At 68.6% G+C, this 24,588-nt stretch carries 30 protein-coding genes, 1 tRNA gene and 1 other RNA gene; 19 read left to right on the top strand and 13 right to left on the bottom strand.

Translation table 11 applies throughout. The features are described 5' to 3' along the window. Positions 1-2 precede the first annotated feature (2 nt). From AC3WTD_RS06345 to AC3WTD_RS06375, 7 genes are all read right to left on the bottom strand, one after another. The gene (locus tag AC3WTD_RS06345) at positions 3-311 is read right to left on the bottom strand and encodes an STAS domain-containing protein (protein WP_027492886.1); all 309 of its coding nucleotides are present in this window, start codon (positions 309-311) and stop codon (positions 3-5) included. Then, positions 308-1,003, bottom strand: coding sequence for an MlaC/ttg2D family ABC transporter substrate-binding protein (locus AC3WTD_RS06350; protein ID WP_027492887.1), 696 nt, complete (start codon positions 1,001-1,003; stop codon positions 308-310). The genes AC3WTD_RS06345 and AC3WTD_RS06350 overlap by 4 nt, the downstream gene beginning before the upstream one ends. 55 nt (positions 1,004-1,058) lie before the next feature. Further along, complete coding sequence (gene mlaD / locus AC3WTD_RS06355) at positions 1,059-1,910, bottom strand: outer membrane lipid asymmetry maintenance protein MlaD (RefSeq protein WP_027492888.1); 852 nt, start codon at positions 1,908-1,910, stop codon at positions 1,059-1,061. Between the two features lie 34 nt (positions 1,911-1,944). Next, positions 1,945-2,721: a lipid asymmetry maintenance ABC transporter permease subunit MlaE gene (gene mlaE, locus AC3WTD_RS06360; RefSeq protein ID WP_027492889.1), complete on the bottom strand. Its 777-nt coding sequence runs from the start codon at positions 2,719-2,721 to the stop codon at positions 1,945-1,947. Continuing rightward, the gene (locus tag AC3WTD_RS06365) at positions 2,718-3,554 is read right to left on the bottom strand and encodes an ABC transporter ATP-binding protein (protein WP_027492890.1); all 837 of its coding nucleotides are present in this window, start codon (positions 3,552-3,554) and stop codon (positions 2,718-2,720) included. The genes mlaE and AC3WTD_RS06365 overlap by 4 nt, the downstream gene beginning before the upstream one ends. A gap of 78 nt (positions 3,555-3,632) precedes the next feature. Next, a complete protein-coding gene (gene gmk, locus AC3WTD_RS06370) occupies positions 3,633-4,262 on the bottom strand; it encodes a guanylate kinase (protein ID WP_492613264.1) in 630 nt (209 codons plus the stop codon). After that, entirely contained in the window at positions 4,259-5,119 is an 861-nt protein-coding gene (locus AC3WTD_RS06375; RefSeq protein WP_492613265.1) for a YicC/YloC family endoribonuclease, read from the bottom strand. The genes gmk and AC3WTD_RS06375 overlap by 4 nt, the downstream gene beginning before the upstream one ends. 88 nt (positions 5,120-5,207) lie before the next feature. Here AC3WTD_RS06375 and rph point away from each other — a divergent pair, with 88 nt between their 5' ends. The 13 genes from rph (at position 5,208) to cydX (ending at position 16,623) form a co-directional block, all read left to right on the top strand. Then, complete coding sequence (gene rph / locus AC3WTD_RS06380; RefSeq protein WP_027492892.1) at positions 5,208-5,936, top strand: ribonuclease PH; 729 nt, start codon at positions 5,208-5,210, stop codon at positions 5,934-5,936. Between the two features lie 96 nt (positions 5,937-6,032). Further along, positions 6,033-6,629: an RdgB/HAM1 family non-canonical purine NTP pyrophosphatase gene (rdgB, locus tag AC3WTD_RS06385; protein WP_492613266.1), complete on the top strand. Its 597-nt coding sequence runs from the start codon at positions 6,033-6,035 to the stop codon at positions 6,627-6,629. A gap of 208 nt (positions 6,630-6,837) precedes the next feature. Beyond that, positions 6,838-7,296, top strand: coding sequence for a helix-turn-helix domain-containing protein (locus AC3WTD_RS06390; RefSeq protein WP_492613267.1), 459 nt, complete (start codon positions 6,838-6,840; stop codon positions 7,294-7,296). Between the two features lie 3 nt (positions 7,297-7,299). After that, positions 7,300-7,494 (top strand): hypothetical protein, encoded by a 195-nt coding sequence (locus AC3WTD_RS06395; protein ID WP_492613268.1) that lies wholly within the window; start codon positions 7,300-7,302, stop codon positions 7,492-7,494. Then, complete coding sequence (locus tag AC3WTD_RS06400) at positions 7,494-7,868, top strand: VapC50 family PIN domain-containing toxin (protein ID WP_221174209.1); 375 nt, start codon at positions 7,494-7,496, stop codon at positions 7,866-7,868. Before AC3WTD_RS06395 ends, AC3WTD_RS06400 begins: the two co-directional genes overlap by 1 nt. Before the next feature lie 27 nt (positions 7,869-7,895). Continuing rightward, positions 7,896-9,062: a radical SAM family heme chaperone HemW gene (hemW, locus tag AC3WTD_RS06405; protein WP_027492895.1), complete on the top strand. Its 1,167-nt coding sequence runs from the start codon at positions 7,896-7,898 to the stop codon at positions 9,060-9,062. 88 nt (positions 9,063-9,150) lie between these two features. Next, positions 9,151-11,427 carry a DUF1631 family protein gene (locus AC3WTD_RS06410; RefSeq protein WP_492613269.1) on the top strand — a complete coding sequence of 759 codons (2,277 nt, stop codon included), beginning with the start codon at positions 9,151-9,153 and terminating at the stop codon, positions 11,425-11,427. Next, complete coding sequence (locus AC3WTD_RS06415) at positions 11,424-11,771, top strand: PilZ domain-containing protein (protein WP_492613270.1); 348 nt, start codon at positions 11,424-11,426, stop codon at positions 11,769-11,771. The genes AC3WTD_RS06410 and AC3WTD_RS06415 overlap by 4 nt, the downstream gene beginning before the upstream one ends. Positions 11,772-11,973: 202 nt before the next feature. Beyond that, entirely contained in the window at positions 11,974-13,395 is a 1,422-nt protein-coding gene (gene pepQ / locus AC3WTD_RS06420; protein ID WP_492613271.1) for a Xaa-Pro dipeptidase, read from the top strand. Between the two features lie 118 nt (positions 13,396-13,513). Next, on the top strand, positions 13,514-13,744 hold the full coding sequence (gene cydP / locus AC3WTD_RS06425) for a cytochrome oxidase putative small subunit CydP (protein ID WP_492613272.1): 231 nt from the start codon (positions 13,514-13,516) through the stop codon (positions 13,742-13,744). Then, positions 13,741-15,312: a cytochrome ubiquinol oxidase subunit I gene (locus tag AC3WTD_RS06430; RefSeq protein WP_492613273.1), complete on the top strand. Its 1,572-nt coding sequence runs from the start codon at positions 13,741-13,743 to the stop codon at positions 15,310-15,312. Before cydP ends, AC3WTD_RS06430 begins: the two co-directional genes overlap by 4 nt. Before the next feature lie 10 nt (positions 15,313-15,322). After that, positions 15,323-16,453, top strand: coding sequence for a cytochrome d ubiquinol oxidase subunit II (gene cydB / locus AC3WTD_RS06435; protein WP_492613274.1), 1,131 nt, complete (start codon positions 15,323-15,325; stop codon positions 16,451-16,453). Between the two features lie 29 nt (positions 16,454-16,482). After that, positions 16,483-16,623, top strand: coding sequence for a cytochrome bd-I oxidase subunit CydX (cydX, locus tag AC3WTD_RS06440; RefSeq protein ID WP_008435083.1), 141 nt, complete (start codon positions 16,483-16,485; stop codon positions 16,621-16,623). Between the two features lie 16 nt (positions 16,624-16,639). Here cydX and AC3WTD_RS06445 read toward each other — a convergent pair whose 3' ends face one another. Both AC3WTD_RS06445 and AC3WTD_RS06450 read right to left on the bottom strand, forming a co-directional pair. Continuing rightward, positions 16,640-17,983 carry an aminopeptidase P N-terminal domain-containing protein gene (locus tag AC3WTD_RS06445; protein ID WP_027492251.1) on the bottom strand — a complete coding sequence of 448 codons (1,344 nt, stop codon included), beginning with the start codon at positions 17,981-17,983 and terminating at the stop codon, positions 16,640-16,642. After that, on the bottom strand, positions 17,980-18,543 hold the full coding sequence (locus tag AC3WTD_RS06450; protein ID WP_492613275.1) for a UPF0149 family protein: 564 nt from the start codon (positions 18,541-18,543) through the stop codon (positions 17,980-17,982). Before AC3WTD_RS06450 ends, AC3WTD_RS06445 begins: the two co-directional genes overlap by 4 nt. Before the next feature lie 97 nt (positions 18,544-18,640). Between AC3WTD_RS06450 and AC3WTD_RS06455 the strand changes: the two genes are divergently transcribed. The 6 genes from AC3WTD_RS06455 (at position 18,641) to rpiA (ending at position 21,263) form a co-directional block, all read left to right on the top strand. Then, positions 18,641-18,880 carry a TIGR02449 family protein gene (locus AC3WTD_RS06455; RefSeq protein ID WP_037089350.1) on the top strand — a complete coding sequence of 80 codons (240 nt, stop codon included), beginning with the start codon at positions 18,641-18,643 and terminating at the stop codon, positions 18,878-18,880. An 8-nt stretch (positions 18,881-18,888) separates the two neighbouring features. Next, the gene (locus AC3WTD_RS06460; RefSeq protein WP_008435090.1) at positions 18,889-19,200 is read left to right on the top strand and encodes a cell division protein ZapA; all 312 of its coding nucleotides are present in this window, start codon (positions 18,889-18,891) and stop codon (positions 19,198-19,200) included. Positions 19,201-19,264: 64 nt separating this feature from the next. Then, a non-coding RNA gene (ssrS, locus tag AC3WTD_RS06465) (6S RNA) lies at positions 19,265-19,451 on the top strand. 66 nt (positions 19,452-19,517) lie between these two features. Next, positions 19,518-20,138 carry a 5-formyltetrahydrofolate cyclo-ligase gene (locus AC3WTD_RS06470; protein ID WP_235642398.1) on the top strand — a complete coding sequence of 207 codons (621 nt, stop codon included), beginning with the start codon at positions 19,518-19,520 and terminating at the stop codon, positions 20,136-20,138. Between the two features lie 11 nt (positions 20,139-20,149). Next, entirely contained in the window at positions 20,150-20,587 is a 438-nt protein-coding gene (locus AC3WTD_RS06475; RefSeq protein WP_221174189.1) for an EVE domain-containing protein, read from the top strand. A 34-nt stretch (positions 20,588-20,621) separates the two neighbouring features. Then, positions 20,622-21,263 (top strand): ribose-5-phosphate isomerase RpiA, encoded by a 642-nt coding sequence (rpiA, locus tag AC3WTD_RS06480; RefSeq protein ID WP_027492255.1) that lies wholly within the window; start codon positions 20,622-20,624, stop codon positions 21,261-21,263. Between the two features lie 43 nt (positions 21,264-21,306). Here rpiA and AC3WTD_RS06485 read toward each other — a convergent pair whose 3' ends face one another. The 4 genes from AC3WTD_RS06485 to rplM form a co-directional block, all read right to left on the bottom strand. Further along, positions 21,307-23,277 carry a chloride channel protein gene (locus AC3WTD_RS06485; protein ID WP_492613276.1) on the bottom strand — a complete coding sequence of 657 codons (1,971 nt, stop codon included), beginning with the start codon at positions 23,275-23,277 and terminating at the stop codon, positions 21,307-21,309. Positions 23,278-23,474: 197 nt separating this feature from the next. Continuing rightward, positions 23,475-23,549 (bottom strand) — tRNA-Gln (locus AC3WTD_RS06490). A 12-nt stretch (positions 23,550-23,561) separates the two neighbouring features. Beyond that, positions 23,562-23,954 carry a 30S ribosomal protein S9 gene (gene rpsI / locus AC3WTD_RS06495; RefSeq protein WP_008435098.1) on the bottom strand — a complete coding sequence of 131 codons (393 nt, stop codon included), beginning with the start codon at positions 23,952-23,954 and terminating at the stop codon, positions 23,562-23,564. 10 nt (positions 23,955-23,964) lie between these two features. Continuing rightward, positions 23,965-24,393 carry a 50S ribosomal protein L13 gene (gene rplM / locus AC3WTD_RS06500; protein ID WP_008435100.1) on the bottom strand — a complete coding sequence of 143 codons (429 nt, stop codon included), beginning with the start codon at positions 24,391-24,393 and terminating at the stop codon, positions 23,965-23,967. Between the last annotated feature and the right edge of the window lie 195 nt (positions 24,394-24,588).

A 24,588-nucleotide genomic window follows, 5' to 3' on the forward strand; every position in this document is an offset into this window, starting at 1 on the left:
GCTCAGCCGAGCAGCCGGTCGACCTCGCAGACCTGGGCCAGCGACTGCATGCCGGCCGGCACGTGCACGACCTGCAACGCCTGACCGCGACGGGTCGCGTCGGCCGCGACAGCCAGCACGCAGGCCAACCCGGCGCTGTCACTGTGGCGCACGCCGGCCAGGTCCAGCCGCGACACCGGGCCGCCCGCCAGCGCAACGCGGATCGCCTGCCACGCAGCGGCCGCGGTATCGAAGCTCAGCTCGCCGCGCACGCCCAGCGTGCCGGGCGTGCCGAGGTCCAGCTGGAAGCTGTCTGCGGCGGCCTGCGTCACGACTTGTCCTTGTTGTCCTTGGCCATCACGTCCAGCGCCTTGGAGCCCTGCGTTTCGATATTGCTGATCAGCTGCTCGACGCCGACCTTGCGGATCTCCGCGTCCACCTGATTGCGGTAGTTGGTGACGTAGGAGATGCCCTCGATGATCACGTCGTAGGCCTTCCAGTCACCGTTGCGCCCCTTGCGGAAGGCATAGTCGACCGACACCAGCTTGCCGTCGTCCAGTACCACCTGGGTGCGCACCACGGTGCGCTTGTCGTTGAGATCGCCGTTGAACGGCAGCACCTTGACCCGGCCGCGGGTGTAGTTCAACAGGCCCTCGGCGTAACGGTGCGTGATCGAGTTGTAGAACGCCCGGGCGAAGCGCTCGCGCTGCGCCGGGGTGGCCTCGCGGGCATGCTGGCCGAGCACCAGGATCGAGGCGTAGTCGATGTCGAAGTGCGGCAGGAACGCCTCGTCGATGACGCTGATGAGCTTCTCCTGGTTCCTCTTCAGCTCGTCGCGATGCCCCTCGATCGCCGTGGCCAGCTGGTCGGCGATGGCTTGCACGACCTGCACCGGAGCCAGCCGGGTCGCCGCCGGGGCTGCGACCGGGGGGACCGCCTGGGCGAACGCCGGAACCGTGGCGACAGCGCCGAATGCGACGGCGCCGAATGCGATGGCGGTGGCAAGAGCCAGTCTGCGCAACATGGGTAACTCCTTGGGCTAACCGGCTCGGCGAGCCGGCGGGGAATGGCGGGCTATTTTATTTGTTGCCGTTGCCGGCGTCTTTCTTGTCGCCGGGCGAACCGTTGACCAGGAACTTGCCGATCAAGTCCTCCAGCTGCAACGCGGACTGGGTCAGGATCATCTCGTCGCCGTCCTTGAGCGCGTCGGGCGAACCGCCCGGCTGGATCGCAACATACTGGCTGCCGATCAAACCGCTGGTGAACACCGCAGCGGAGGAATCGTCGGGAATCGCGTCGTAGCGCTTGTCGATCGACAGCACCACGTCGGCGTTCAACTTGACCGGGTCGGCATGCACCGATTGCACGCTGCCGATCACCACGCCGGCCATCTTCACCGGCGCGCCGGCCGACAGCGTGCCGACGTTGGTGAAGCTCGCCTTCACTGCATAGCTGCCGCCGACGTTGTCGACCACGCCGCCGGCGCCGAAGAACTTGCCCAGCATCTCCTCCAGCGGCTGGGTCGACTTGGTGCGCGCCAGCGTGCCGCCGGCCGCCACCACCTGCTTCGCGCTGCCGTACTCGATGCCCACGTACTGGTCGCCGAGCAGGCCGCTGGTGAAGATGGTCGCCACCGAATCCTGCGGGATCCTGTCGTGGAGCTTGTCGATCGACAGCTTCACCTCGGCCACGTCGCGGCCCGGCTGCAGCGTGATCGACTGCACCTGGCCCACGCGCACACCGGCCACCTTCACCGGCGCGCGCTCCTTCAGCTGGCCGATGTTGGTGAACTGCGCGTCGACGACGTAGCTGTCGCCCTGGCGCACGTTCGCCACCGAACTGGTCTGGGTGGCCAGGTAGGCCAGCGCGGCAAAGCCGAGCACGATGAACAGGCCGGTGCCGACGGCGTAGGAACTTCTCGGTTGGCTCACGGCAGAATCCTCGGAAAACGACAAGTCATGGCGGTCACATCAGGAAGGCGGTGAGGACGAAATCCAGCGCCAGGATGGCGATCGACGACGCCACCACGGTGCGCGTGGTGGCGTAGGCCACGCCTTCGCTGGTCGGCGGCGTGGTGAAGCCCTGGAACACCGCGATCAGCGACACCACCGCGCCGAACGCAAGGCTCTTCAGCAGCACGCCGTTGACGATGTCGGTACGCACGTCGACCTGGGCGGTCATGTTCGACCAGAACGTACCGTTGTCGATGCCGAGCCAGGTCACGCCGACCAGGTGGCCGCCGAAAATGGCCATGGCGCAGAACACGCAGCTCAGCAGCGGCATCGCGATCAGCCCGGCCAGGAAGCGCGGCGTGGCGACATAGGCGACCGGGTCGACCGCCATCATCTCCATCGCCGAGATCTGGTCGGTGGCGCGCATCAGGCCGATCTCGGCGGTGACCGCGGTGCCGGCACGCCCGGCGAACAGCAGCGCGGTGACCACCGGCCCCAGTTCACGGTACACCGACAGCGCCACTACCATGCCGCTGGCCGAGGTGCCGCCGAAGATCGACAGCACGTGGTACAGCTGCAGCATCAGCACCATGCCGACGAACAGGCCGCAGACCATGATGATGGTCAGGCTCATCGCGCCGACGAACCACAGCTGGCGGATGGTTTCGCGCAGGTAGCGGAAGCTGCGCGGCACCGCCGCCAGCAGGGTCAACAGGAACAGGCCACAGGCGCCGATCTGCGCCAGCGACTGGGTCAGCACGTTGCGGGGCCGCGGAGCGCGTGCGTTCATTTCGCCGCTCCGGCAAAGCCCAGCTCGGTGGCGTAGTCGCCGGCCGGATAGCGGAACGGGATCGGGCCGTCCGCCTCGCCGCCGAAAAACTGCCGCGTCCACGGCGAGCCGTCGTCGGCGATCGTCGCCGGGTCGCCCTGCGCCACCACCTTGCCGTTGGAAAGCAGCACCACGTGGTCGGCCATCTGCTGCACGGCAGCCAATTCGTGCGACACCACCACGCTGGTGATGCCCAGGGTGCGGTTCAGGGTGAGGATCAGCTTGATCACCTGGTTCAGGGCGACCGGATCGAGCCCCACGAACGGCTCGTCGTACAGGATCAACTGCGGGTCGAACACGATCGCCCGCGCCAGCGCTACCCGTCGCGCCATGCCGCCGGACAGCTCGTTCGGCATCAGCCGTGCCGCGCCGCGCAGGCCGACTGCCTGCAGCTTCATCAGCACCAGGTTGCGGATTAGCACCTCCGGCAGTTTGGTGTGCTGGCGCAGTGGGAACGCCACGTTCTCGAACACGTCGAAATCGGTCAGCAGGGCGGAGTTCTGGAACAAGTAGCCCACGCCTTCGCGCAGCTTGTACAGCTCATCGCGCGACAGCTCGGCCACGTTGCGGCCGTCGACGTGGATGCTGCCGGCATCGGCGTACATCTGCCCGGTGATGTGCTTGAGCAGGGTGGTCTTGCCGGTGCCGCTGGGGCCCATGATCGAGGTGATCTTGCCGCGCGGAATGTCCAGGTCCAGCGCGTCGAAGATGGTCTTGCCGCCGAGCACCGTGGTCAGGCCGCGGATGCGCACCAGGGTGGCGTCGTCAGGCGTGGCGCGAACGGTTTCGGTCATGGGCGGAGAAAGCCGTGGGGAGAGGAGACAAGGTAATGGAAGCGCGCTGCGAAGACCATGTAAAAACGGTCACGGGTCTCAGGCTCCGGCCATCAGCTCGGCGATCAGCGCCTCATGCCGCTGCCACTGCAGCGCGCTGCGCAGGCGCACCGCCCGCACGATCGCCTGCAGCCCGGCCAGCGCCTCGTCGAACACGTCGTTGACCAGGATGTAGTCGAACTCGTGCGCGTGGGCGATCTCGCCGCGCGAATTGCGCAGGCGGCGCTCGATCACCTCGGCGCTGTCCGATCGACGGCCGCGCAGGCGCCGTTCAAGTTCCGCCCGCGACGGCGGCAGGATGAACACACTGACGCAATCGGGCTTGCTCGCGCGGATCTGCTGGGCGCCCTGCCAGTCGATCTCCAGCAGCACGTCGCGGCCCTGCCCCAGCAGCTGCTGCACCGCAGTGCGCGAGGTGCCGTACAGGTTGCCGTGCACCTCGGCATGTTCCAGGAAGACGCCTTCGGCGATCTCGCGCTCGAACTCGGCGCGCTCGACGAAGTAGTAGTGCCGCCCGTACTGCTCGCCCGGCCGCGGCGGCCGCGTGGTGTGCGACACCGACAGCGAGATCCCCGGCTCGCGCGCCAGCAACGCGTTGACCAGGGTGGACTTGCCCGCACCCGAGGGCGCGGCGACCACGAACAGGGTGCCTTCGAGCGGGGCGTTCATTCGATGTTCTGCACCTGCTCGCGCATCTGCTCGATCAGCACCTTCAGCTCCACCGCTGCGTTGGTGCTGCGCGCGTCGACCGATTTGGAGCCGAGCGTGTTCGCCTCGCGGTTGAACTCCTGCATCAGGAAATCCAGCCGGCGGCCGACCGGTTCCTTCAGGCCGAGCACGCGGCGCGTCTCGCCGATGTGCGTGCTGAGCCGGTCCAGTTCCTCGTCGACGTCGGTGCGGGTGATCTGCAGCACCAGTTCCTGCTCCAGCCGGCCCGGCTCGATCGGCTGTTTCAAATCGGCCAGCCGTGCTTCCAACCGGCTGCGCAGCGCGGCGCGGATCTCCGGCATCCAGCCGCGCACGTCGGCCACCACGCGCTCGATCGCATCCAGCCGGTCGCGCAGGATCGCGCCCAGCTTCTCGCCCTCGCGCTCGCGGGTGGCGGCGAGCGCGTCCAGCGCGCGATCGAGCACGTCGAACAAGGCCGCCTGCTGCGCCTGCGGATCGGCCTCGGCCTGCTGCAGCACGCCGGGGAAGCGCAGCAACTCGGTGAACTGCACCTGCAGCCCGGGAAACAGCGCGGCCATGTCCAGGTTCAGCTCCGACAGGCGCGACAGCAGCGCATGATCCACCTGCAGCGAGCCGCTGCGCGCATCGCTGGTGCGGCGCACGGTCAGGTCCAGCTTGCCGCGCGACAGCTTGGCCGCCACCCGCTCGCGCAACTGCGACTCGAAGCCGCGCAGGTCGTCCGGCAGTCGCGGGCTCAGCTCGAGATAGCGGTGGTTCACCGTGCGCAGCTCGCAGCTGAGCGTGCCGGCGGGGCCGGTGTTCTCGGCACTGGCATAGGCCGTCATGCTGCGGATCATCGGCGTCTTCCGGACATGGGGAAAGGATGCAATGGTAAACTCTCCGGTCCGCGTTGCCCAATCTGGCCAAGCGTCCCCAGGACCGCCCATGAACTCCGTCATCCGCCCCAGCGGCCGCGCCAGCGACCAGCTGCGCAGCGTCAGCATCGAACGCCACTACACCCGCCACGCCGAAGGCTCGGTGCTGGTCAGCTTCGGCGATACCCGCGTGCTGTGCACCGCCAGCATCGAGGACCGCGCGCCGGCCTGGCTGCGCGGCAAGGGCGAGGGCTGGATCACCGCCGAGTACGGCATGCTGCCGCGCGCCACCAACACGCGCACCCAGCGCGAGGCCACCCGCGGCGGCCAGGGCGGGCGCACCATGGAGATCCAGCGGCTGATCGGCCGCAGCCTGCGCGCCTGCGTCAACCGGCAGGCACTGGGCGAGCGCGTGATCACGCTGGACTGCGACGTGCTGCAGGCCGACGGCGGCACCCGCACCGCGGCGATCACCGGCGCCTACGTGGCCCTGGTGGACGCGGTGAACCTGCTGATGAAGCGCGAGAACCTGCGGCGCAACCCGGTGGTGGGCGCGGTCGCCGCGGTCTCGGTGGGCATCTACAGGGGCGTGCCGGTGCTCGACCTCGACTACGCCGAGGATTCGGACTGCGACACCGACATGAACGTGGTGATGAACGACGGCGGCGGCTTCATCGAGGTGCAGGGCACCGCCGAGGGCCACGCGTTCCGCCGCGACGAGATGGACGCGCTGCTGGTGCTGGCCGGGAAGGGCATCGGCGAACTGGTCGCGGCGCAACGCGCGGCACTGGCCCGATAGCGTAGGGCGGGCACTGCCCGCCATCGTCCTGCCACCCAGCAGCCGGCGGGCAGTGCCCGCCCTACACGCATTTCCAAAGGTTGACGGAGTGAGTCCATGACCCAGCGCATCGTGCTGGCCAGCAGCAACCGCGGCAAGCTCGCAGAGTTCAATGCGCTGCTCGCCGACAGCGGCTTCGAGGTGGTCACGCAATCGAGCCTGGGCATCGAGGACGCCGAAGAAACCGGACTCAGCTTCGTCGAGAACGCGCTGCTCAAGGCACGCCACGCCGCGCGCGCCAGCGGCCTGCCCGCGTTGGCCGACGACTCCGGCCTGTGCGTGAATCACCTGCATGGCGCGCCCGGCCTGTACTCCGCACGCTATGCTGGCGAGCACGGCGACAGCGCGGCGAACAACGCCAAGCTGCTGCGCGCGCTGGACGGCGTGCAGGCGGCGCAGCGCGGCGCGTTCTTCCTCTGCGCGCTGGTCCTGCTGCAGCACGCGGACGACCCCGCTCCGCTGATCGCCGAAGGCCGCTGGCACGGCCGCGTGCTCGATGCGCCGCGCGGCGAGCGGGGTTTCGGCTACGACCCGCTGTTCCTGCCGCACGGCCAGTCGCGCAGCGCCGCCGAACTCGAGCCGGCGCTGAAGAACACGCTCAGCCACCGCGGCCAGGCGCTGGCGCAATTGCACGCGAAACTTCGCCCGGCCTGATCCGGGCAAGCATCTGCGCCGCCGCTACCACACCACGACTTGGTGTCGGGCTGCATGAAGGTGCTGGCCGCAGGCAGCATCCGCCACGATGTTGGCGCCGCAACTAACAGGTACCTCTTTCGCTTGTTTCGCTTTTGCGTTTATTGCGTTTATTGCGTTTATTTCGATTCCGCGTTACGCTCGTCCTCCATCCACGGGAGGCTCTGCTATGACCGCCCTGCGCAACGAACAACTCGTCAACCCGCCCGCCACTCCCCAGGAATCCGAACTGGCGCGCACCAGCAGCCGCCTGCTGGCGGCCTGTATCGGCCACGGCTCCACCGCACGCCTGCGCGTGATCGACGGCGAGCAGGAGATCGAGGTGCCGGTGGCGGCACTGCGAATGCTGGTAGACATCCTCGCCAACATGGCCGAAGGCAACGCGATGAGCCTGGTCCCGGTCCATGCCGAGCTCACCACGCAGCAAGCCGCGGATTTTCTCAACGTCTCACGGCCGTACCTGGTCGGCTTGATCGATCGCGGCGAGCTGACCCATCACAAGGTCGGCACGCATCGACGTATCTATTTCCGCGACCTGATGGCGTACCGCGAGCAACGTCTGATGCAGAGCCATGCAGCACTGGACGCCCTAGCCGAACAGGCACAAAAACTCGATCTGGACTATTGAGGCATGTCGAACTTCATCGCGATGTTCGACGCCTGCGTGTTGTACCGCGAATCCCTGCGCAATCTCTTGCTACATCTCGCCCTGAGTGGCTTGTACCGCGCGCGCTGGACTGCGCGCGTACACGAAGAATGGATCAGGGCATTGTGCGCCAGCGTCCCGATCTTTCCCGCGACGATCTGGAGCGAACTCGACGACTGATGGATGAAGCGATACCCGACTGCCTGATCACGGGATACGAACATCTGGAGAACGGGCTGCTCCTGCCCGATTCCGACGACCGCCACATACTTGCTGCAGCAATTTTCAGCCACGCCGGAACCATCGTGACCTACAACCTAAAGGATTTCCCTGACAACGCGCTCGCGCCACACGGAATCACCGCACAGCATCCCGACACCTTCATCGAGCATGCCTTCGGCATCGACCGATCGGCCGTGATTATGGCCGTTCGCAGTCACCGCGCATCGCTCAAGAACCCACCGAGAACGACCGAAGAGTTGTTTGACAGCTATTTGCGACACGAACTGGCAGCGACCGTCGCCTTGCTGAGACCTCATGCGCCACTACTCTGATACATCCGCACATCCCGGCCATCTGCCGTGTCGCTGACCGCACCGCCACTGTCGCTGTACGTGCACATGCCGTGGTGCGTGAAGAAGTGCCCGTACTGCGACTTCAACTCGCACGGCCTGCGCAGCGAGCCGCCGCCCTACGCCGCCTACATCGGCCACCTGCTGGCCGACCTCGACGCCGACCGCGCCGAGTTTGCCGCGGCGCTGGAAGGCCGCCCGCTGATCAGCATCTTTTTCGGCGGCGGCACGCCCAGCCTGTTCGCGCCGGAGCTGATCGCGCGCCTGCTCGACGGCGTGCGCGAGCGGCTGCCGCTGGCCGACGACGCCGAGATCACCCTGGAGACCAACCCCGGCACGGTCGAGCACGGCCGCTTCGACGGCTACCTCGCCGCCGGCGTCAACCGCATCTCGTTCGGCGTGCAGAGTTTCGACGACGACAAGCTCCGGCGGCTCGGCCGCATCCATTCGGCCAGCGAGGCCGAGGCCGCGGTGAAATCGGCGCAGGACGCCGGCTACGCCAACATCAACCTCGACCTGATGTACGCGCTGCCGCGGCAGGATCTCGATGGTGCGCTGACCGACGTGGAACGCGCGGTCGCGCTCGCGCCCACGCACATCTCGCACTACCAGCTGACGCTGGAGCCGAACACGGTGTTCGCCGCCAACCCGCCGCCGCTGCCCGACGACGACCACGCCTGGGCGATGCAGGAGGCCTGCGAGGCGCGCCTAGCCGAGGCCGGCTACGGCCAGTACGAAATCTCCGCGTACGCCCGGCCTGACCGACGCTGCCTGCACAACCTCAACTACTGGGAATTCGGCGACTACCTCGGCATCGGCGCCGGCGCTCACGGCAAGCTCAGCGACGCGGCCAGCGGCCTGGTGCGGCGGCGTTGGAAGAGCCGCCACCCGCGCGCCTACATGCAAGCGAACGGCGGTCCGGACCGGATCGGCGGCGACAGCATGGTCGGCGCGGACGAGCTGCCGTTCGAATACATGCTCAACGCGCTGCGCCTGGTCCACGGCGTGCCGATGGCCGCCTTCGCCGAGCGCACCGGCCTGCCGTCGGCGCGCATCGCCGCCGCACTGTCAACGGCGCGCCGGCACGGCTGGCTGCACGACGACCCGCAGCGGCTGCACACCACCGCGCTGGGCCAGCGCTTCCTCAACGACGTGATCGGCCTTTTCCTGGACTGAAAAGCGCGCTGCGGCCACCCGCGCGGATGGCGTCGCTGCCGCAACCGGCATAGACTTGCCGCTTCGGGGGATTCACCAGGGTTCATGCATGGATGTCGGGCACGATCGACGTCATTCGTCCGCGTTGCATCAGGGCAGCCGCATCGGCAATGCGCATTGGCCGGCGCGTACGCAGCGCCTGCTGGAAGCCAGCTGCCATCAGTGCGTGGAAGGCTTGCAGGAACCCCTGCGGCGCTGCCTGAGCGAGTTCGAGAAGCAGCTTTTCGCGCAAGCCGAGCGCGCGCACCATGCCGGCGACCAGCAGGACTGCTTCTCCAGCCGGCAGCGTGTGCTGCAGGGCCGCGCCGCCTACACGCAACGTTTCGTCCTGCATATCGGCCGCGCGTTCAACGGCATCGACAGCGCCCGGTCCGCGCCGGCCGCCGCCAGCCCCAAGCCGTGGCAGACGCTGGCGCTGGTCGACCCCGGCGAGCAGGAAGTGTCGATGAGCCTGGAACAGCTGGGCGTCCGAGGCGAGGTGCGCCACGCCAGTGTGCTGTACGAGCTGGGTCATCGGCTGGCGGTGCTGATCGGTGCACCGCCACTGGAGGGGCTGGCGCTGCCGCTGGGTCCCTACGCGCTGGCCCGGGCCTGCCACGAGGCGGGGGCGGAGCTGGAACTGCCGCTGAAGCACCAGTTGATGCTGCTGCAGCACTTCGACCAGTGGGTGATCCAGGCGCTGGCGCCGATGTACGACGTCATCAATGCGCACCTGCAGGGCGACGGCATCCTGCCGCAACTGCGCAGCATCCCCATCCCGCGCCACGTCGGCAAACGATCGCGCCCTGTTGCCAGCAGCGGAGCTGCAGCGGCCAGCGAACCGGCTGCCGCGCCCACCGGCGCACCCCACACCGGCGTCAGCGCCGGCAGCGGCGCGCCGATCGAGGTGCTTGAATCCCTGCGCGACCTGCTCGCGCGCCAGCGCGCCAGCCAGAGCGGGGTCAGCGGCCAGGCGGCCGGCCGCGCCGCCAGCGAACAGGAGCTGCAATCCGCGCTGGGCGCGCTGCAGCAACACCTGGCCCAGCTCACCGACCAGGCCGGCCGTGAACTGCGCAGCGCGGCACGGCTGCGCGAGGAGCTGCTGGCCCAGCTCAACGCCGGCAAGCCCGGCGACGCGCCACGCACCCGCTTGAGCGACGAGCAGAGCGACAAGGTCGAACTGGTTGCGCGGCTGTTCGAACAGCTTGGCCAGCAGCTGCAACGCGGCGGCAACGCCCGCCAGCTGCTCGGTGACCTGCAACTGCCGGTACTGCGCATGGCGGTGACCGACCGCGGCTTCTTCGAGCAACGCGAGCATCCGGCGCGCCGGCTGCTCGACACGGTGACTGCCGCCGCGAACGACTGGCTCGACGGCAGCGACGACGAGAGCAACCGCCCACTCGCCAGCAAGCTCGAGCAACTGGTCGCCCGCGCCAGCCGGGAACCGCCCAGTGCGGGGCTGTACACCACGCTGCTGGCCGACATCGAGCACCACCTGGCCCTGCTCACGCGCAAGGCGCAGGCCGCCGAACGGCGCCACGTGGAAGCCGCGCAGGGGCGCGAGCGGCTGGACCAGGCCCGCCACCGCGCCGGCGAACTGATGGCCGAACGCTTCGCGCTGTCGCCGCCGCGCGGCCTGTTGCGCGCCCTGCTCGACCGCGCCTGGTCCGACGTGCTGGCCCTGACCCTGCTGCGGCATGGCGAGGACAGCGAGGCGTTCGACACGCAACTGGCGATCACCGACCAGTTGCTCGGCCGCCTGCCGGTGGGCGACCGCCGGCAGCTGCAGGCGGAGGTGGAAGCCGGCCTGCAGCGGATCGGCATCCACGCCGAGGAAGCCGTGCAGGTGGCGCAGCGGCTGCTCGGCGCGGGTGCCCCCGACCCTGTCGGCGAGCTGCCCAGCACCACCGACCTCGCGCTGCGCCTGAAGCAGCATCAGCGCCTCGGCGAATTGCAGTCCGCTCCGCCGCAGAAACCGGCGCTGGCGCCGCCAGCCGCGGCGCCGGAGCCCAGCCCGCGTGAACGGGACATCGAACAGCACCTGCGCCAGCTGCCGTTCGGCAGCTGGTTCGAGTTCGTCGACCCGGCCAGCGGGCGGATCGCCCGGCGCAAGCTGGCCTGGTACTCGCCGGTCTCCGGGCATTGCCTGCTGGTTAGCCAGCGCGGCCAGCGCGGCGAGGAGACGAGCCTGGCGCAGCTGGCCCGCGAGGTGGCCAGCGGTCGCGCCTGCGAAGTACCGGCGCAACCGGAGAGCCTGCTCGACCGCGCCTGGCGCAGCCTCACCGGCAGCCTGCGCCAGGCCACCGCGCCACGCCGCCACGCCCCGCCGGAGGACGCACACCGATGAGCAGCAGCGACCAGCGCCGCGCCGAACGCAAGCGCGCCAGCGCCAACGCCGTGGTCACCGACGCGATCAGCGGCCTGCCGATCGGCCACCTGGGCAACCTGTCGATGACCGGCATGCTGCTGATCGGCGCGCAGGCGCCGCGCAGCGAAGCGCTGTACCAGGTCAGCCTGACGCTGTCCGGTGCGGAGCGAATGCTGGCGCCGTCGCAACCGATCGAAGTCGGCATCCAGGAGCAGTGGCATGAAGCCGCCGCCAGTTCGGGGCAGATCTGGGCCGGCTACCGCATCGTGGCGATCACCGACGCCGACGCCGCGCGCATCGAGAGCTGGCTGGCACAGGACTGAGAGGTTGTGATTTTTTCAACCTCTCAGGTCGGCCAGGGACGGCCGAACATGAAACAGTCACGCCAGTGACTGTTTCATGTGAGCGGGTCCGGGCGTGTACCGGACTCGCGATCGAAGAAAACCACGGGATGTGGTTTTCTTCACAAGCTCTGAGCCGCCTCCGCCCGTCGTTCGCTGGCGGGCAGCGCGCGTACGCGCGATCATGGTCACCTGTTTCCCCTTCCCCGTTCACGGGCCGCGCCGGCGCCCGCGCGACGCGGCCACTGGCCGCCGCCGATCCGCCCGCGCCGCCGAGGAGTCACCATGCACGAGCAGGCCGCCCCGCTCGCTGTATCCGCACCACCTGGCCACCCTGCGCGAGCGCGCCGACAAGGCCCTCGCGCTGGGCGGCTTCGACCACCTGCTGGTCGCCGCCGGCACGCCGCTGCGCAAGTTCCTCGACGACCAGGACTACCCATTCATCGCCAACCCGCACTTCAGGCACTGGCTGCCGCTGGACGGCGCGCCGGGCAGCTGGGTCGCGTACACCCCGGGGGCGAAACCGAAGCTGGTGTTCGTGCAGCCGCGCGATTACTGGCACGTAGTGCCGGAAGCGCCGCGCGGCTACTGGGTCGAGTACTTCGACATCGTCACCGTGCGCAGCGCGGCGGAAGCCGTCGCGCAGCTGCCGGCCGGCAGGTGCGCGGTGATTGCCCCGGCCTGCCCCGGCATCGACGGCGTGGAGGTCAACAACCCGCCAGCGGTGCTCGATTACCTGCACTGGCACCGCTCGTACAAGACCCCGTACGAGTTGGCGCTGATGCGCGAAGCCAGCCGCATCGGCACGCGCGCGCACCGCGCCGCCGAGGCCGCTTTCCGCGCCGGCCGCAGCGAGTTCGGCATCCACCTGACCTACCTCGCCGCTGCGCGCCAGATCGACGCCGAACTGCCCTACGCCAGCATCGTGGCCCTGAACGAACACGGCGCGGTGCTGCACTACACGCACTTCGACCGCACACCGCCGCATGAAAGCCGCTCGTTCCTGATCGACGCCGGCGCCAGCGCCGCCGGCTACGCCAGCGACATCACGCGCACCTACGCCGCGCCCCACGCGGCCGAATTCCAGGCGCTGATCGACAGCCTCGACGCCGCCCAGCAGGGTTTCGTGGCGAAGGTGCGCGCCGGGCAGAGCTACCCCGAGCTGCACATCCACGCCCACCACGTCATCGCGGGCGTGCTGCGCGAGCACGGCTTCATCCGCATGAGCGCGGAAAGCGCGGTCGAGTCCGGCGTCAGCAGCGCGTTCTTCCCGCACGGCCTGGGCCACCCGATCGGCCTGCAGGTGCACGACGTCGCCGGCTTCCAGCAGAGCGAGCACGGCGGCAGCATCGCGCGCCCGGACGGCCACCCGTACCTGCGCATGACCCGCGTGCTGGAACCGGGCATGGTGGTGACGATCGAGCCCGGCCTGTACTTCATCGACATGCTGCTGGCCGAACTGCGCAACCAGCCGGTCGCCGCCGACGTCGACTGGGCGAAGGTCGACGCGTTCCGCCAGTACGGTGGCATCCGCATCGAGGATGACGTGGTGTGCACCGACGGCGCGCCGGAAAACCTCACGCGCGACGCGTTCGCGCTGAGCTGAGCCGGACCATCGCGACCGACACCGCGCCCGGTACCAGCCTCCGCTGCGATATTCGTCCACACCGCGCCTACATCCGTGCGGCGTATGCTGACGAACAGGTGATGCACGGATCCGTAGCATGTCCGGTCCCGCGATTTCCAGCGTTCCGCCCGCAAGCCTCCGGACGGCACCACGTCCGCTGCGGCGGCTGACGCTCGAGCTGTTCGGCATTGTCGCGCTGAAGCTCGCGGCGCTCACGCTGATCTGGTGGATGGTGTTCGCGCCGCAGCCGAAACCCGACGTCAGCCCGGCTGCGGTCGCACAACGACTGGCCCCTGCCTCGCCCGCACCGCCGGAAGCCCAGCCATGATCCTGATCGACGCCGACGTGGTCACGTTGTCGCGCCTGCAGTTCGCGCTGACCGCGCTGTACCACTTCCTGTTCGTGCCGCTGACGCTGGGGCTGGTGTGGATGCTGGCCATCATGGAAAGCGTGTACGTGATGACCGGGCGCGAAGTGTGGAAGCGCATGGTGCAGTTCTGGGGCGTGCTGTTCGGCATCAACTTCGCGATGGGTGTGGCCACCGGGGCGACCATGGAATTCCAGTTCGGCATGAACTGGGCGTACTACTCGCACTACGTGGGCGACATCTTCGGCGCGCCGCTGGCGATCGAGGGGCTGATGGCGTTCTTCCTCGAAGCCACCCTGATCGGCGTGTTCTTCGTGGGTTGGGACCGCCTCTCGCGGATCAAGCACCTGCTGGTGACCTGGTTCCTCGCGCTGGGCACCAGCCTGTCGGCGCTGTGGATCCTGGTGGCGAATGCGTGGATGCAGCACCCGGTGGGCTCGGCGTTCAACCCTGCCACGATGCGCATGGAGGTCACCTCGTTCTCCGAGGTGCTGTTCAACGCGGTGGCGCAGGAGAAGTTCGTGCACACGGTGAGCGCCGGCTACGTGCTGGGCGCGATGTTCGTGCTGTCGATCAGCGCGTGGTACCTGCTGCGCGGGCGCAACGTGGACTTCGCCAAACGCTCGATGACGGTGGCAGCCAGCTTTGGCCTGGCCGCGGCGCTGTCGGTGGTGGTGCTCGGCGACGAATCCGGCTACGGCGTGTCGCTGAACCAGAAGATGAAGATGGCCGCGATCGAGGCGATGTGGGAGACCGAGCCGGCGCCGGCCCCGTTCACCGTGTTCGGCCTGCCCGATATGGGACAGCGCACCACCCGTTACGCGCTGAAGATCCCGTGGGTGATGGGGCTGATCGGCACCCGCTCGCTCGACCAGACAATGCCCGGCATCAACGAACTGGTGAATGATGCGAAGGGACGCATCGGCAACGGCATCCAGGCCTACGACGCGATGCTGATGCTGCGCCGGAACAAGGACGACGCACAGGCGAAAGCGACGCTCGCTGCGCACGACAAGGATCTCGGCTACGCGCTGCTGCTGAAGAAGTACGTGGACGACCCGCGCCGGGCCACGCCGGCGGACATCCAGCAGGCCGCCGACAGCACCATTCCGAACGTGCCGGTGCTGTTCTGGTCGTTCCGCATCATGGTCGCCTGCGGTTTCTATTTCATCGCGCTGCTCGCACTCTCGTTCTGGAAGGCTAGCAAGCGCACGCTGGACAGCCAGCGCTGGTACCTGCGGCTGGCGCTGTGGAGCCTGCCGCTGCCGTGGGTCGCCATCGAGCTGGGCTGGATCGTGGCCGAGTACGGCCGCCAGCCGTGGGCGATCGAGGGCGTACTGCCCACCGCGTTGGGCGTGTCGGCGGTGAGCACGGGGCAGGTCCTCACCTCGCTCGGCGGCTTCGTGCTGTTCTACACCGCGCTGGCGGTGGTCGACGTGGTGCTGATGCTGAAGTTCGCGCGCAAGGGGCCGGACGGGCTGGGCATCTGGCCGCCGGCGACCACCGTCCTTTCCTCCGACCGGCCCTGAGGAGATCGCCATGCTCGACTACGCCACGTTGCGGGTGATCTGGTGGGCCTTGCTGGGCACGCTGCTGATCGGTTTCGCGATCATGGACGGCTTCGACTTCGGTGTCGCCGGCCTGCTGAAGGTGCTCGGGCGCGACAACGAGGAACGGCAGGTGCTGCTGGAAGGCATCGAGCCGACCTGGGAAGGCAACCAGGTGTGGTTCATCCTGGCCGGCGGCGCCACCTTCGCGGCGTGGCCGATGCTCTACGCGGTGTCGTTCTCCGGCATGTACTTCGCCATCGCGCTGGTGCTGCTGGTGCTGATCCTGCGCCCGGTCGGCTTCAACTTCCGCGGCAAGATCCACGACGCGCGCTGGGCCTCGCTGTGGGACTGGGTGCTGACCGGTTCCGGGCTGGCGGTGATGCTGCTGGCCGGCGTCGCGTTCGGCAACCTGTTCCTCGGCCTGCCGTTCCGCCTCGACGACGACCTGCGCATGAGCTGGCATGGCGGCTTCCTCGACCTGCTGCATCCGTTCGCGCTGCTGTGCGGACTGATCTCGCTCGCCATGCTGCTGGCGCACGGCGCGTGCTTCGCGGCGTTCAAAGCCGACCACGCGATCGCCGCGCGCGCGGTGGCGATCGCGCGCTGGACCACGCTGGTGTTCGCCGCGCTGTACGTGCTGGCCGGCCTGTGGCTGGCCTGGGGCGTGCCCGGCTACGCGGTCGTCGGGCCGGCGGCGGCCGCAGGTGTTTCCAACCCGCTGTTCAAGCAGGTCGCGGTCGGCGGCAGCTGGTTCGCCAGCTACCTGCAATATCCGTGGTTCTGGGCCGCGCCGCTGCTGGCGCTGGCCGCGGCGGTCGGCGTGCAGGCGCTGGTGGGCCGACGCAACATGGCAGGCTTCCTCGCCAGCAGCGTGATGGTCGGCGGCACGATCGCCTCGGCCGGCTTCGCGCTGTTTCCGTTCCTGCTGCCGTCCAGCCTCGACCCGCGTTCCAGCCTCACCGTGTGGGACGCCTCGTCGAGCCGCGGCACGCTGCAGCTGATGCTGGTAGCCACGGCGGTATTGCTGCCGGTGGTGATCCTCTACACCGGCTGGGTGTACCGGGTGATGCGCGGGCGGGTCACGCTGGAACAGGTACGCAAGGCGCATGGCGGTTATTGAGTGCGCAACGAACCGGAGGTGGTCTGACCATGTGGTACTTCTCATGGATCCTCGGCCTGGGTCTGGCCTGCGCCTTCGCGATCCTCAACGCGATGTGGTACGAGCTGCACGCCACCGACGAGGCGAACCGCCAGCGCGAGGATTCCGAACTGCCGGACGCGCTGACCTAGCGACGCCCCAATCCGTTCACCCGCGTGCGGCCAGCAGCGCCTCGATCGCCTCGGGTTCCTTCGGCACCGCGGCGCTCAGCACCTCGTGGCCGTCGCGGGTCACCGCCACGTCGTCCTCGATGCGGATGCCGATGCCGCGCCAGCGTTCGGCCACCGAGCGGTCATCGGGCGGCACGTACAGGCCCGGCTCCACCGTCAGCACCATGTCCGGTTCGAGCAGGCGCGATTCGCCGTCGACCCGGTAGTCGCCCACGTCGTGCACGTCCAGCCCCAGCCAGTGGCCGGTCTTGGCGGGGAAGTAGCGCTGGTAGCTGCCGCTCGCAACCGCCTCGTCGGCGCTGCCCTTGAGCAGGCCCAGTTCGCACAGGCCCTCGGCCAGCACGCGCACCGCCGCCGTGTGTGCGGCGCCGAACGGCCGCCCCGGCCGCACCTCCTCGATCGCCGCCAGCTGCGCGGCCAGCACCACTTCGTACAGCGCGCGCTGCTCGCGGCTGTAGCGGCCGTTGACCGGGAACGTGCGGCTGATGTCGGACGCATAGCAATCCAGTTCGGCGCCGGCGTCGATCAGCAGCAGTTCGCCGGCACGCAGCGGCGCGCGGTTGCTCTGGTAATGCATCACGCAGGCGTTCGCGCCGCCGGCGACGATCGGCGGGAACGCCGCCACCGCGCCGCGGCTGCGCACCACCCGCAGCAGCTCGGCCTCCACCTCGTACTCATGGCGGCCCGGCGTGGCGGCCTGCATGCCGGCCAGGTGCGCGTCCGCGGCGACCGCGGCGGACGTGCGCATCAGCTTCAGCTCGGCGCGCGACTTGTACAGGCGCAGGTCGTGCAGCAGGTGGCCGAGCGCCACGAACTCCTTCGGCACCACGCCGCCGCCGCGCAGCTGGCGCAGGCGGCGCATCCAGCCGAGCAGGTGCGCGTCGAAATCCGGCTCGCGGCCGAAGTGGCAGTACACGCGGCTGCGCCCTTCGATCATGCCGGGCAGGATGTCGTCGATGTCCTCGATCGGGAAGGCGTCGTCCAGCCCGAAGTCGGCCACCGCCCGCTCGGTGCCGATCGACGGGCCGTGCCAGCGCTCGCGCGCCGGATCATGCTCGCGGCAGAACAGCACCGCCTCGCCGTGCCGGCGCCCCGGCAGCAGTGCCAGCATGGCGTCGGCCTCGGGGAAACCCGCCAGGTAATGGAAGTCCGAATCCTGCCGGTACGGCCACGCCGCGTCGGCGTTGCGCATGCGCTCGGGCGCGGCGGCGACCAGCACCACGGCATCCTCGCCGGCCATCTGCATCAGCTGGCGGCGCCGTCGCGCGAACTCCTCCGCGCCGATCGCCAGCGCAGCCAGTTTCGAGGCATCAGGGATCAATGCACGCGGCCGCTGGACGACGGGTCGGGCGCCGCGCATTCGGCGTACAGCAACATCGCCGCGACGCGCACGAACTCCTGCACCTCGACCAGCGCGTCCTCGTCCTCGTCTTCATCGCCGAAATCGAACGACGAGGCGGCCACCGTGCCGAGATCGCGCAACACCTCCTGCGCCTCCTCCGACAGCTGCGCGTGCGCCGCGGCGCCAGCCAGACCGAAACCGCCCAGGAAACCGCGGCACCAGTCGACCATCGCCTCGGCGCGTTCGGCCAGCGGGCGGTCGTCTTCCGGCAGCAGCGGCTCGAAGCCCAGCTCGGCATCGGCCAATTCGGCTTCGCTCTGCCGGGCCAGCCGGTCGAGCAGGGCCAGGTCCTGCGCGCCGACGTCGGCGACCTCGCCATCCAGTTGCAGCGCGGCCAGCACCGGGCTGCCGCGCAACGAGCCGCCGCCGGCCAGGTAGCCGCTTAGCGAGCCATGCAGCTCGCTGGCCGTGGTGCCCAGGCGCAGACGCCCGACCAGCGCGTCGATCTCGTCGTGGCCCACGAATTCGGGTGCCGCCATGGCGATGCTCCTGCAGGAAATGGCCGCCAGTCTAATGCAGCCCGGCACCGCCACCGAGCCGGCTGTTTTCCGCCGGCGTCCTGTTATAGTTTTGGACATGAGCACGCCCGAACCCGTCCAGACCGATCCGGTCCATCAAGAGCTGGCCGCCTTGGCCCGGCAGCTTGACCGGCTGCTCGATACGGTGCGTCGCCTCACCGAGGAGAACCGCAGCCTGCGCCAGAGCCAGGAACAGTTGTCCGGCGAGCGCGCCGGCCTGCTGGCGCGCAACGAGCAGGCCCGCAGCCGCGTCGAGGCGATGATCCAGCGGCTCAAATCGCTAGAGAACAACGGTTGAGCGTGCCCATGTCCAGCAGCAGTGAACCGGTCGCACTGCGACTGATCGACCGCGAATTCCTGATCGCCTGCGCGCCGGAAGAGCGCGAGGGCCTGCTCGAGGCCGCCGGCTTCCTCGACCGCAAGATGCGCGAACTGCGCGCCAACGCCAAGGCGCCGAGCTTCGAGCGGCTGGCCGTGCTTACCGCGATCAGCGTGGCGCACGAATTCCTCAGCCTGCGCAAGCAGCACGACAACCAGGAGCGCCGCCTCAGCGACGGCCTCGCCACGCTGCGAAGCAAGCTCGATGCCGCGCTCGACGGCGAACCGCTGCGGCGCTGAACAGCGGTCCGCACGCTCGCCGGCAGTGGCACATTCCGGAACAAGCGCCTAAAATCGGCCCCGGCGTTTTCTGCGATGTGCGCCAGCACGCCGTTACATTTGCCTTGTTCCTAAATACGGCCCCGGGTCGGCTTCACATCGGCTGTTGTGCATGTCCGCCACGTGCGGAAAGCCTTGAGGCCATGTAGCTCTCCCACCTGATCCATCGTGGATCAAGGTCGTTCGGCGGGCAGCGGCATCGCGGTTGACGCCACTCATTCCCCCGCCCCGTTCGTCCAGCGACGAACGGGGCGCACCACGACGGAGTTGCGCGCACCGTGGACGCCCTCGCCCGACGACGCGAGCTTCGCCAACGCCTGGCCGACCAGCGTCGCGCCCTGCCGCCGACCGAGCGCATCGCCGCTGCCCAGGGCCTGCGTCGCAGCCTTGAGCAGCTGCCCGAATACCTCACCGATACCCGCGTGGCCGGCTACTGGGCCAGCCACGGCGAGCTGCCGCTGAATCTGGCGATCGCGCCGCTGGCCGGCCGCGGCCAGCAGTTCCTGCTGCCGGTGATCACGGCGGGCCGACAGCTGCGCTTCGCGCCCTGGCAAGCCGGCGACGAGGTGCAGCCGAACCGCTACGGCATACCCGAGCCGGTCGCGCCGGGTGAACTGCTGGAGCCGTTCCAGCTCGACCTGATACTGGTGCCGCTGCTCGGCTTCGATCGCCACGGCCACCGGCTCGGCCACGGCGGCGGCTACTACGACCGCAGCTTCGCCTTCCTCAACGAGCAGGTACGCCCGACCGAACCGCTGCTGGTCGGCATCGCCTACGCGTTCCAGGAACTGCCCGCGATCGAGGAGGCAGAATGGGACGTTCCGCTCGATTTCGTCGCCACCGAGCGCGAACTTATCGACTGCCACGCGCCAGCCCCCCACCCGGAGACCGCCGCGTGAACCACTGGCTGATGAAGTCCGAACCGGACGCGTTCTCGATCGACGACCTCAAGCGCAAGAAGCGCGAAGCCTGGGACGGCGTGCGCAACTACCAGGCGCGCAACTACATGCGCGACGACATGCGCCCCGGCGACAAGGTGTTCTTCTACCACTCCAACTGCGCCGTGCCCGGCATCGTCGGCATCGCCGAGGTCGCCACCGACGCTTACCCCGACCCCAGCCAGTTCGACCCCAAGAGCAAATACTTCGACCCCGGCAGCTCGCGCGACAACCCGCGCTGGATGCTGGTCGACGTGAAGTTCGTGAAGAAGCTCAAGCGCACGATCAGCCTGGACGAGCTGAAGGGCCACGACGCGCTGGCCGACATGCCGCTGCTGCGCAAGGGCAACCGGCTGTCGGTGATGCCGGTCGATGCCGCGCACTGGAAATACATCCTCGCGCTGGAATGAGCGCTGCCCGACCCTCTTGCACCGGACCCCATCCATGAGCAATGCCAACGAAAAACGCCTGGCCGGCGAAGCCGCGATCCGCTACGTCGAGGATGGCGCCATCGTCGGCGTCGGCACCGGCTCCACCGTGGCGTTCTTCATCGACGCGCTGGCCGACCTGAAGCAGCGCATCCAGGGCGCCGTGTCCAGCTCGGAGCAGTCCACCGCGCAGCTGAAGAAGCTGGGCATTCCGGTGCTCGATCTCAACGCCACCGGCCCGTTGACGCTCTACGTCGACGGCGCCGACGAGTGCGATCCGTACAAGCGGCTGATCAAGGGCGGCGGCGCCGCGCTGACCCGCGAGAAGATCGTCGCGGCGGCCAGCGAGAAGTTCGTCTGCATCATCGACTCCAGCAAGCGGGTCGAGCTGCTCGGCAAGTTCCCGGTACCGATCGAGGTGATCCCGATGGCGCGCAGCCTGATCGGCCGCGAGATCGTCAAGCGCGGTGGCCAGCCGGTGTGGCGCGACGGCGTCACCACCGACAACGGCAACTGGATCATCGACGTGCACGGCTGGCAGATCGTCGACCCGGCCGCGCTGGAGAGCGAGCTGAACCAGCTGCCCGGCATCGTCACGGTCGGCCTGTTCGCGCGGAGGCCGGCGGACGTGGTGCTGATCGGCGACCGCGAGATGTGAGGCGTGGGCGGCCCGGCGCAGCGGGCCGCCGCCTCTGTCTGCCTCAGCGCTTCTTCGAACCGCGGGCGTGCCCGTAGCCTTCCATCAGGTCGCCGGCAGCCGGGCGTGGTTTCAGGCCGTCGCGGAAACGCAGGTGGCGCGAGGACTCGCGCGCCTCGCGCAGGCGCCGCGCATGGGCGGCAAGGATGTCGCCGCGGGTGAGGATGCCCACCAGCCTGCGCGAGTCGTCCTTGCCCACCACGATCAGCCGCCCCACCTTCTCGGCCACCATGTGGTCGGCCGCCTCGCGCAGCGAGTGGTTCTCGTTGACCGCGATGGGCTCGCGCGTCACCAGCTCGCCGAGGGTCTGGGTGTAGTGCCACTGCGGATCGAGCAGAGTGCGCCTGGTCAGCACGCCGTACACCCGGCCGCTCTCGTCCACTACCGGGAAACCCTGGTGGCGCGTCTCCGGCGCGCCGTCGTTGAGCCAGGGGCGCACCTCGGCCAGAGTCTGGCCGGTCCTGAGCGTCACCACTTCGCGTGAACACACGTCGCCCACCGCCACCTGTTCGAGGTAATCCGCCGCGTACTCGGAGGGCACGCGCACGCCGCGGCGGGCGATTTTCTCGGTCATGATGGTGTTGCGCATGATCAGCGCGGAGATCAGGTAGGCCGCAGTGCAGCCGCCCAGCAGCGGCAGCAGGCAGGCCGGCTGGTGCGAGGTCTCGAAGGCAAACACCACCGCCGTCAGCAGCGCGCGCGAGGAGCCGGCGAAGATGGCCGCCATGCCCACCAGCGCTGCGATACGTGGGTCGATGGCCAAAGCCGGCAGGACATGATCCAGGCCGATGCCGATCACCGCCCCCAGCGAACCGCCGATCATGAACAACGGCGCTAGCGTGCCGCCGGACGTGCCGCTGCCCAGCGCGATCACCCAGGAGATGAACTTCAGCGCGCCGAAGCTGAGCAGCATGGCAAGGCCGAAGTGGCCCTGCACCAGCGCGTCGATGTTGTCGTAGCCCACGCCCAGGGTGCGCGGCTCGATCCAGCCGACCACGCCAGCCACGAGCGCGCCCAGCGCCGGCCACCACATCCAGTGGATCGGCAGCTTCTCGAACAGGTCCTCGACGCCGTACACCGCCTTGGTCACCCACACCGAGGCATAGCCAACCAGGCCGCCGATCAGGACGAAGCCGATCAGCGCCCAGCCGCCCGGCTGCGGCACCACGGGCATGGGGAATACCGGCTCCGCGCCGTAGGTCGCGTAACGCACGCCGACCGCAGTCACCGCCGCCAGCGCCACCGGGATCAGCGAACGCGGGCGCAGTTCGAACAGCAGCAGTTCCACTGCCAGCACCAGCGAGGCCACCGGCGCACCGAACACCGCCGCCATGCCGGCCGCCGCGCCGGCGGCCAGCAGCACCTTGCGCTCGTTCGCGGTGACCCGCAGCAGCTGCCCGATCAACGAACCCATCGCGCCGCCGGTGGAGATGATCGGACCCTCGGCGCCGAACGGACCGCCGGTGCCGATGGCGAAGGCCGAGGACAGCGGCTTCAGCCAGGTGATCCGCGCCGGGATGTTCGACTCGTTGGTGAGGATCTGCTCCATCGCCTCGGGAATGCCGTGGCCCTGGATCGCGCGCGAGCCCCAGCGCGCCATGATGCCCGCCAGCAGACCGCCAATGACCGGAACCAGGATGACCCAGGCGCCCAGCTGGTTGCCCGCCGGCGACAGTACGAACGAGCCGCCGCGCGCATGCGGGCCGATCACGTCCGACACCCGGCCGTAGAAGCACAGGTCGGTGATCAGGTTGATGGTGAGCATCAGCAACTGCGCGATATACGCCGCCAGCACGCCCAGGATCACCGCCAGCACGCTGATCAGCAGGATGCGGCGGGTGACCAGGGTTGATTTGCGCGGCATCCGCGCCGCGTCCAGCGAAAGGCCGAGGGCCGGGGCAATCGGCAGCGCATCGGTGCTGCCTACCGTGCGCACGTCAATGTGCGCCACGGGGGTGTCGGTGGCTCGCGTCATGGGGTGACCATGGAGGAAATTGGAAATTTTACGCTGCCGCGATGCGTAACCGAAGAGGCGGGACGCCAGAATGGCGGCGAAATTTCCTGCGGATTCATGCGGTTCGCCGCACCCGGGTCGCCACAACGAAGAAGCCCGCCAAGAGGCGGGCTTCCGATTCGGCGCCATGCATGCTGGCGCGTGATGGCATCTGGATTTGGCAGCCCCGGATGGATTCGAACCACCGAATGCCTGAGTCAGAGTCAGGTGCCTTACCGCTTGGCGACGGGGCTATGGAACTTGGCTTAGCGCTTCGAGAACTGCGTGGCGCGACGTGCCTTGTGCAGACCGACCTTCTTGCGCTCGACCTCGCGGGCGTCGCGGGTCACGAAGCCGGCCTTGCGCAGCGGCGACTTCAGGCTTTCGTCGTATTCGATCAGCGCACGGGCGATGCCCAGACGGATCGCGCCGGCCTGGCCGGTGATGCCGCCGCCGGCAACCGTCACCTTGATGTCGAACTTGTCGGTGTTCTGGGTCAGCTCGAGCGGCTGGCGCACGATCATGCGCGAGGTCTCGCGGCCGAAGAACTGTTCGAGCGACTTGCCGTTGACTTCGATTGCGCCCTTGCCCTTGCGCAGGAACACGCGGGCGGCGGAGGTCTTGCGGCGGCCGGTGCCGTAATTCTGCTGGGTTGCCATGCTCATTTCCTTAAATCTCCAGCGCCTGCGGCTGCTGTGCGGTATGCGGGTGCTCGGCACCGCCGTAGACCTTGAGCTTGCGGTACATCTCGCGGCCCAGCGGGTTCTTCGGCAGCATGCCCTTGACGGCGATCTCGATCACGCGCTCCGGGTAGGTGGCCAGCAGGTCCTTCAGGCTGGTGGTCTTCAGGTTGCCGACGTAGCCGGTGAAGCGGTGGTACATCTTGTCGTCCAGCTTGGCGCCGGTGACCGCCACCTTCTGCGCGTTGATCACCACGATATAATCGCCGGTGTCGCAGTGCGGGGTGTATTCCGGCTTGTGCTTGCCGCGCAGACGACGGGCAATTTCGGTCGATAGGCGACCGAGCGTCTTGTCCGTGGCATCGACCACGAACCAGTCGCGCTTGACGTTGTCGGCATTGGCGCTAAACGTTTTCATTTCAGAATACCTGTCTGCCGCCGTGAGGCGGTACGCATGATTCAGGAAGCATGCTTCGGTGGAACAAAGGCGCGAGATGATAGCGGAGCCGTCATCCACGGCGCAAGCCCACCGGCCGGCGAGCTGTGAGCTGGCAATGATAGCATGACCACCGGACCGCTTGAAAAGCCCCCACCATGCGGGCCACCTGCCGCA

This window comes from Rhodanobacter sp. FW106-PBR-R2A-1-15, assembly GCF_058789735.1.

What these genes read in the sequence shown, in the direction of transcription:
- AC3WTD_RS06430 (WP_492613273.1), top strand. Translation starts at nt 13,741, where the DNA reads ATGATCCTGATCGACGCCGACGTGGTCACGTTGTCGCGCCTGCAGTTC.
- cydX (WP_008435083.1), top strand. Translation starts at nt 16,483, where the DNA reads ATGTGGTACTTCTCATGGATCCTCGGCCTGGGTCTGGCCTGCGCCTTC.
- AC3WTD_RS06450 (WP_492613275.1), bottom strand. Translation starts at nt 18,543, where the DNA reads ATGGCGGCACCCGAATTCGTGGGCCACGACGAGATCGACGCGCTGGTC.
- AC3WTD_RS06475 (WP_221174189.1), top strand. Translation starts at nt 20,150, where the DNA reads ATGAAGTCCGAACCGGACGCGTTCTCGATCGACGACCTCAAGCGCAAG.
- AC3WTD_RS06350 (WP_027492887.1), bottom strand. Translation starts at nt 1,003, where the DNA reads ATGTTGCGCAGACTGGCTCTTGCCACCGCCATCGCATTCGGCGCCGTC.
- rpiA (WP_027492255.1), top strand. Translation starts at nt 20,622, where the DNA reads ATGAGCAATGCCAACGAAAAACGCCTGGCCGGCGAAGCCGCGATCCGC.
- AC3WTD_RS06400 (WP_221174209.1), top strand. Translation starts at nt 7,494, where the DNA reads ATGGATGAAGCGATACCCGACTGCCTGATCACGGGATACGAACATCTG.
- AC3WTD_RS06410 (WP_492613269.1), top strand. Translation starts at nt 9,151, where the DNA reads ATGGATGTCGGGCACGATCGACGTCATTCGTCCGCGTTGCATCAGGGC.
- rph (WP_027492892.1), top strand. Translation starts at nt 5,208, where the DNA reads ATGAACTCCGTCATCCGCCCCAGCGGCCGCGCCAGCGACCAGCTGCGC.
- AC3WTD_RS06460 (WP_008435090.1), top strand. Translation starts at nt 18,889, where the DNA reads ATGTCCAGCAGCAGTGAACCGGTCGCACTGCGACTGATCGACCGCGAA.
- AC3WTD_RS06455 (WP_037089350.1), top strand. Translation starts at nt 18,641, where the DNA reads ATGAGCACGCCCGAACCCGTCCAGACCGATCCGGTCCATCAAGAGCTG.
- rpsI (WP_008435098.1), bottom strand. Translation starts at nt 23,954, where the DNA reads ATGGCAACCCAGCAGAATTACGGCACCGGCCGCCGCAAGACCTCCGCC.
- AC3WTD_RS06395 (WP_492613268.1), top strand. Translation starts at nt 7,300, where the DNA reads ATGTCGAACTTCATCGCGATGTTCGACGCCTGCGTGTTGTACCGCGAA.
- AC3WTD_RS06365 (WP_027492890.1), bottom strand. Translation starts at nt 3,554, where the DNA reads ATGACCGAAACCGTTCGCGCCACGCCTGACGACGCCACCCTGGTGCGC.
- pepQ (WP_492613271.1), top strand. Translation starts at nt 11,974, where the DNA reads ATGGTCACCTGTTTCCCCTTCCCCGTTCACGGGCCGCGCCGGCGCCCG.
- mlaE (WP_027492889.1), bottom strand. Translation starts at nt 2,721, where the DNA reads ATGAACGCACGCGCTCCGCGGCCCCGCAACGTGCTGACCCAGTCGCTG.
- AC3WTD_RS06390 (WP_492613267.1), top strand. Translation starts at nt 6,838, where the DNA reads ATGACCGCCCTGCGCAACGAACAACTCGTCAACCCGCCCGCCACTCCC.
- AC3WTD_RS06375 (WP_492613265.1), bottom strand. Translation starts at nt 5,119, where the DNA reads ATGATCCGCAGCATGACGGCCTATGCCAGTGCCGAGAACACCGGCCCC.
- rdgB (WP_492613266.1), top strand. Translation starts at nt 6,033, where the DNA reads ATGACCCAGCGCATCGTGCTGGCCAGCAGCAACCGCGGCAAGCTCGCA.
- AC3WTD_RS06415 (WP_492613270.1), top strand. Translation starts at nt 11,424, where the DNA reads ATGAGCAGCAGCGACCAGCGCCGCGCCGAACGCAAGCGCGCCAGCGCC.
- AC3WTD_RS06485 (WP_492613276.1), bottom strand. Translation starts at nt 23,277, where the DNA reads ATGACGCGAGCCACCGACACCCCCGTGGCGCACATTGACGTGCGCACG.
- cydB (WP_492613274.1), top strand. Translation starts at nt 15,323, where the DNA reads ATGCTCGACTACGCCACGTTGCGGGTGATCTGGTGGGCCTTGCTGGGC.
- gmk (WP_492613264.1), bottom strand. Translation starts at nt 4,262, where the DNA reads ATGAACGCCCCGCTCGAAGGCACCCTGTTCGTGGTCGCCGCGCCCTCG.
- rplM (WP_008435100.1), bottom strand. Translation starts at nt 24,393, where the DNA reads ATGAAAACGTTTAGCGCCAATGCCGACAACGTCAAGCGCGACTGGTTC.
- cydP (WP_492613272.1), top strand. Translation starts at nt 13,514, where the DNA reads ATGTCCGGTCCCGCGATTTCCAGCGTTCCGCCCGCAAGCCTCCGGACG.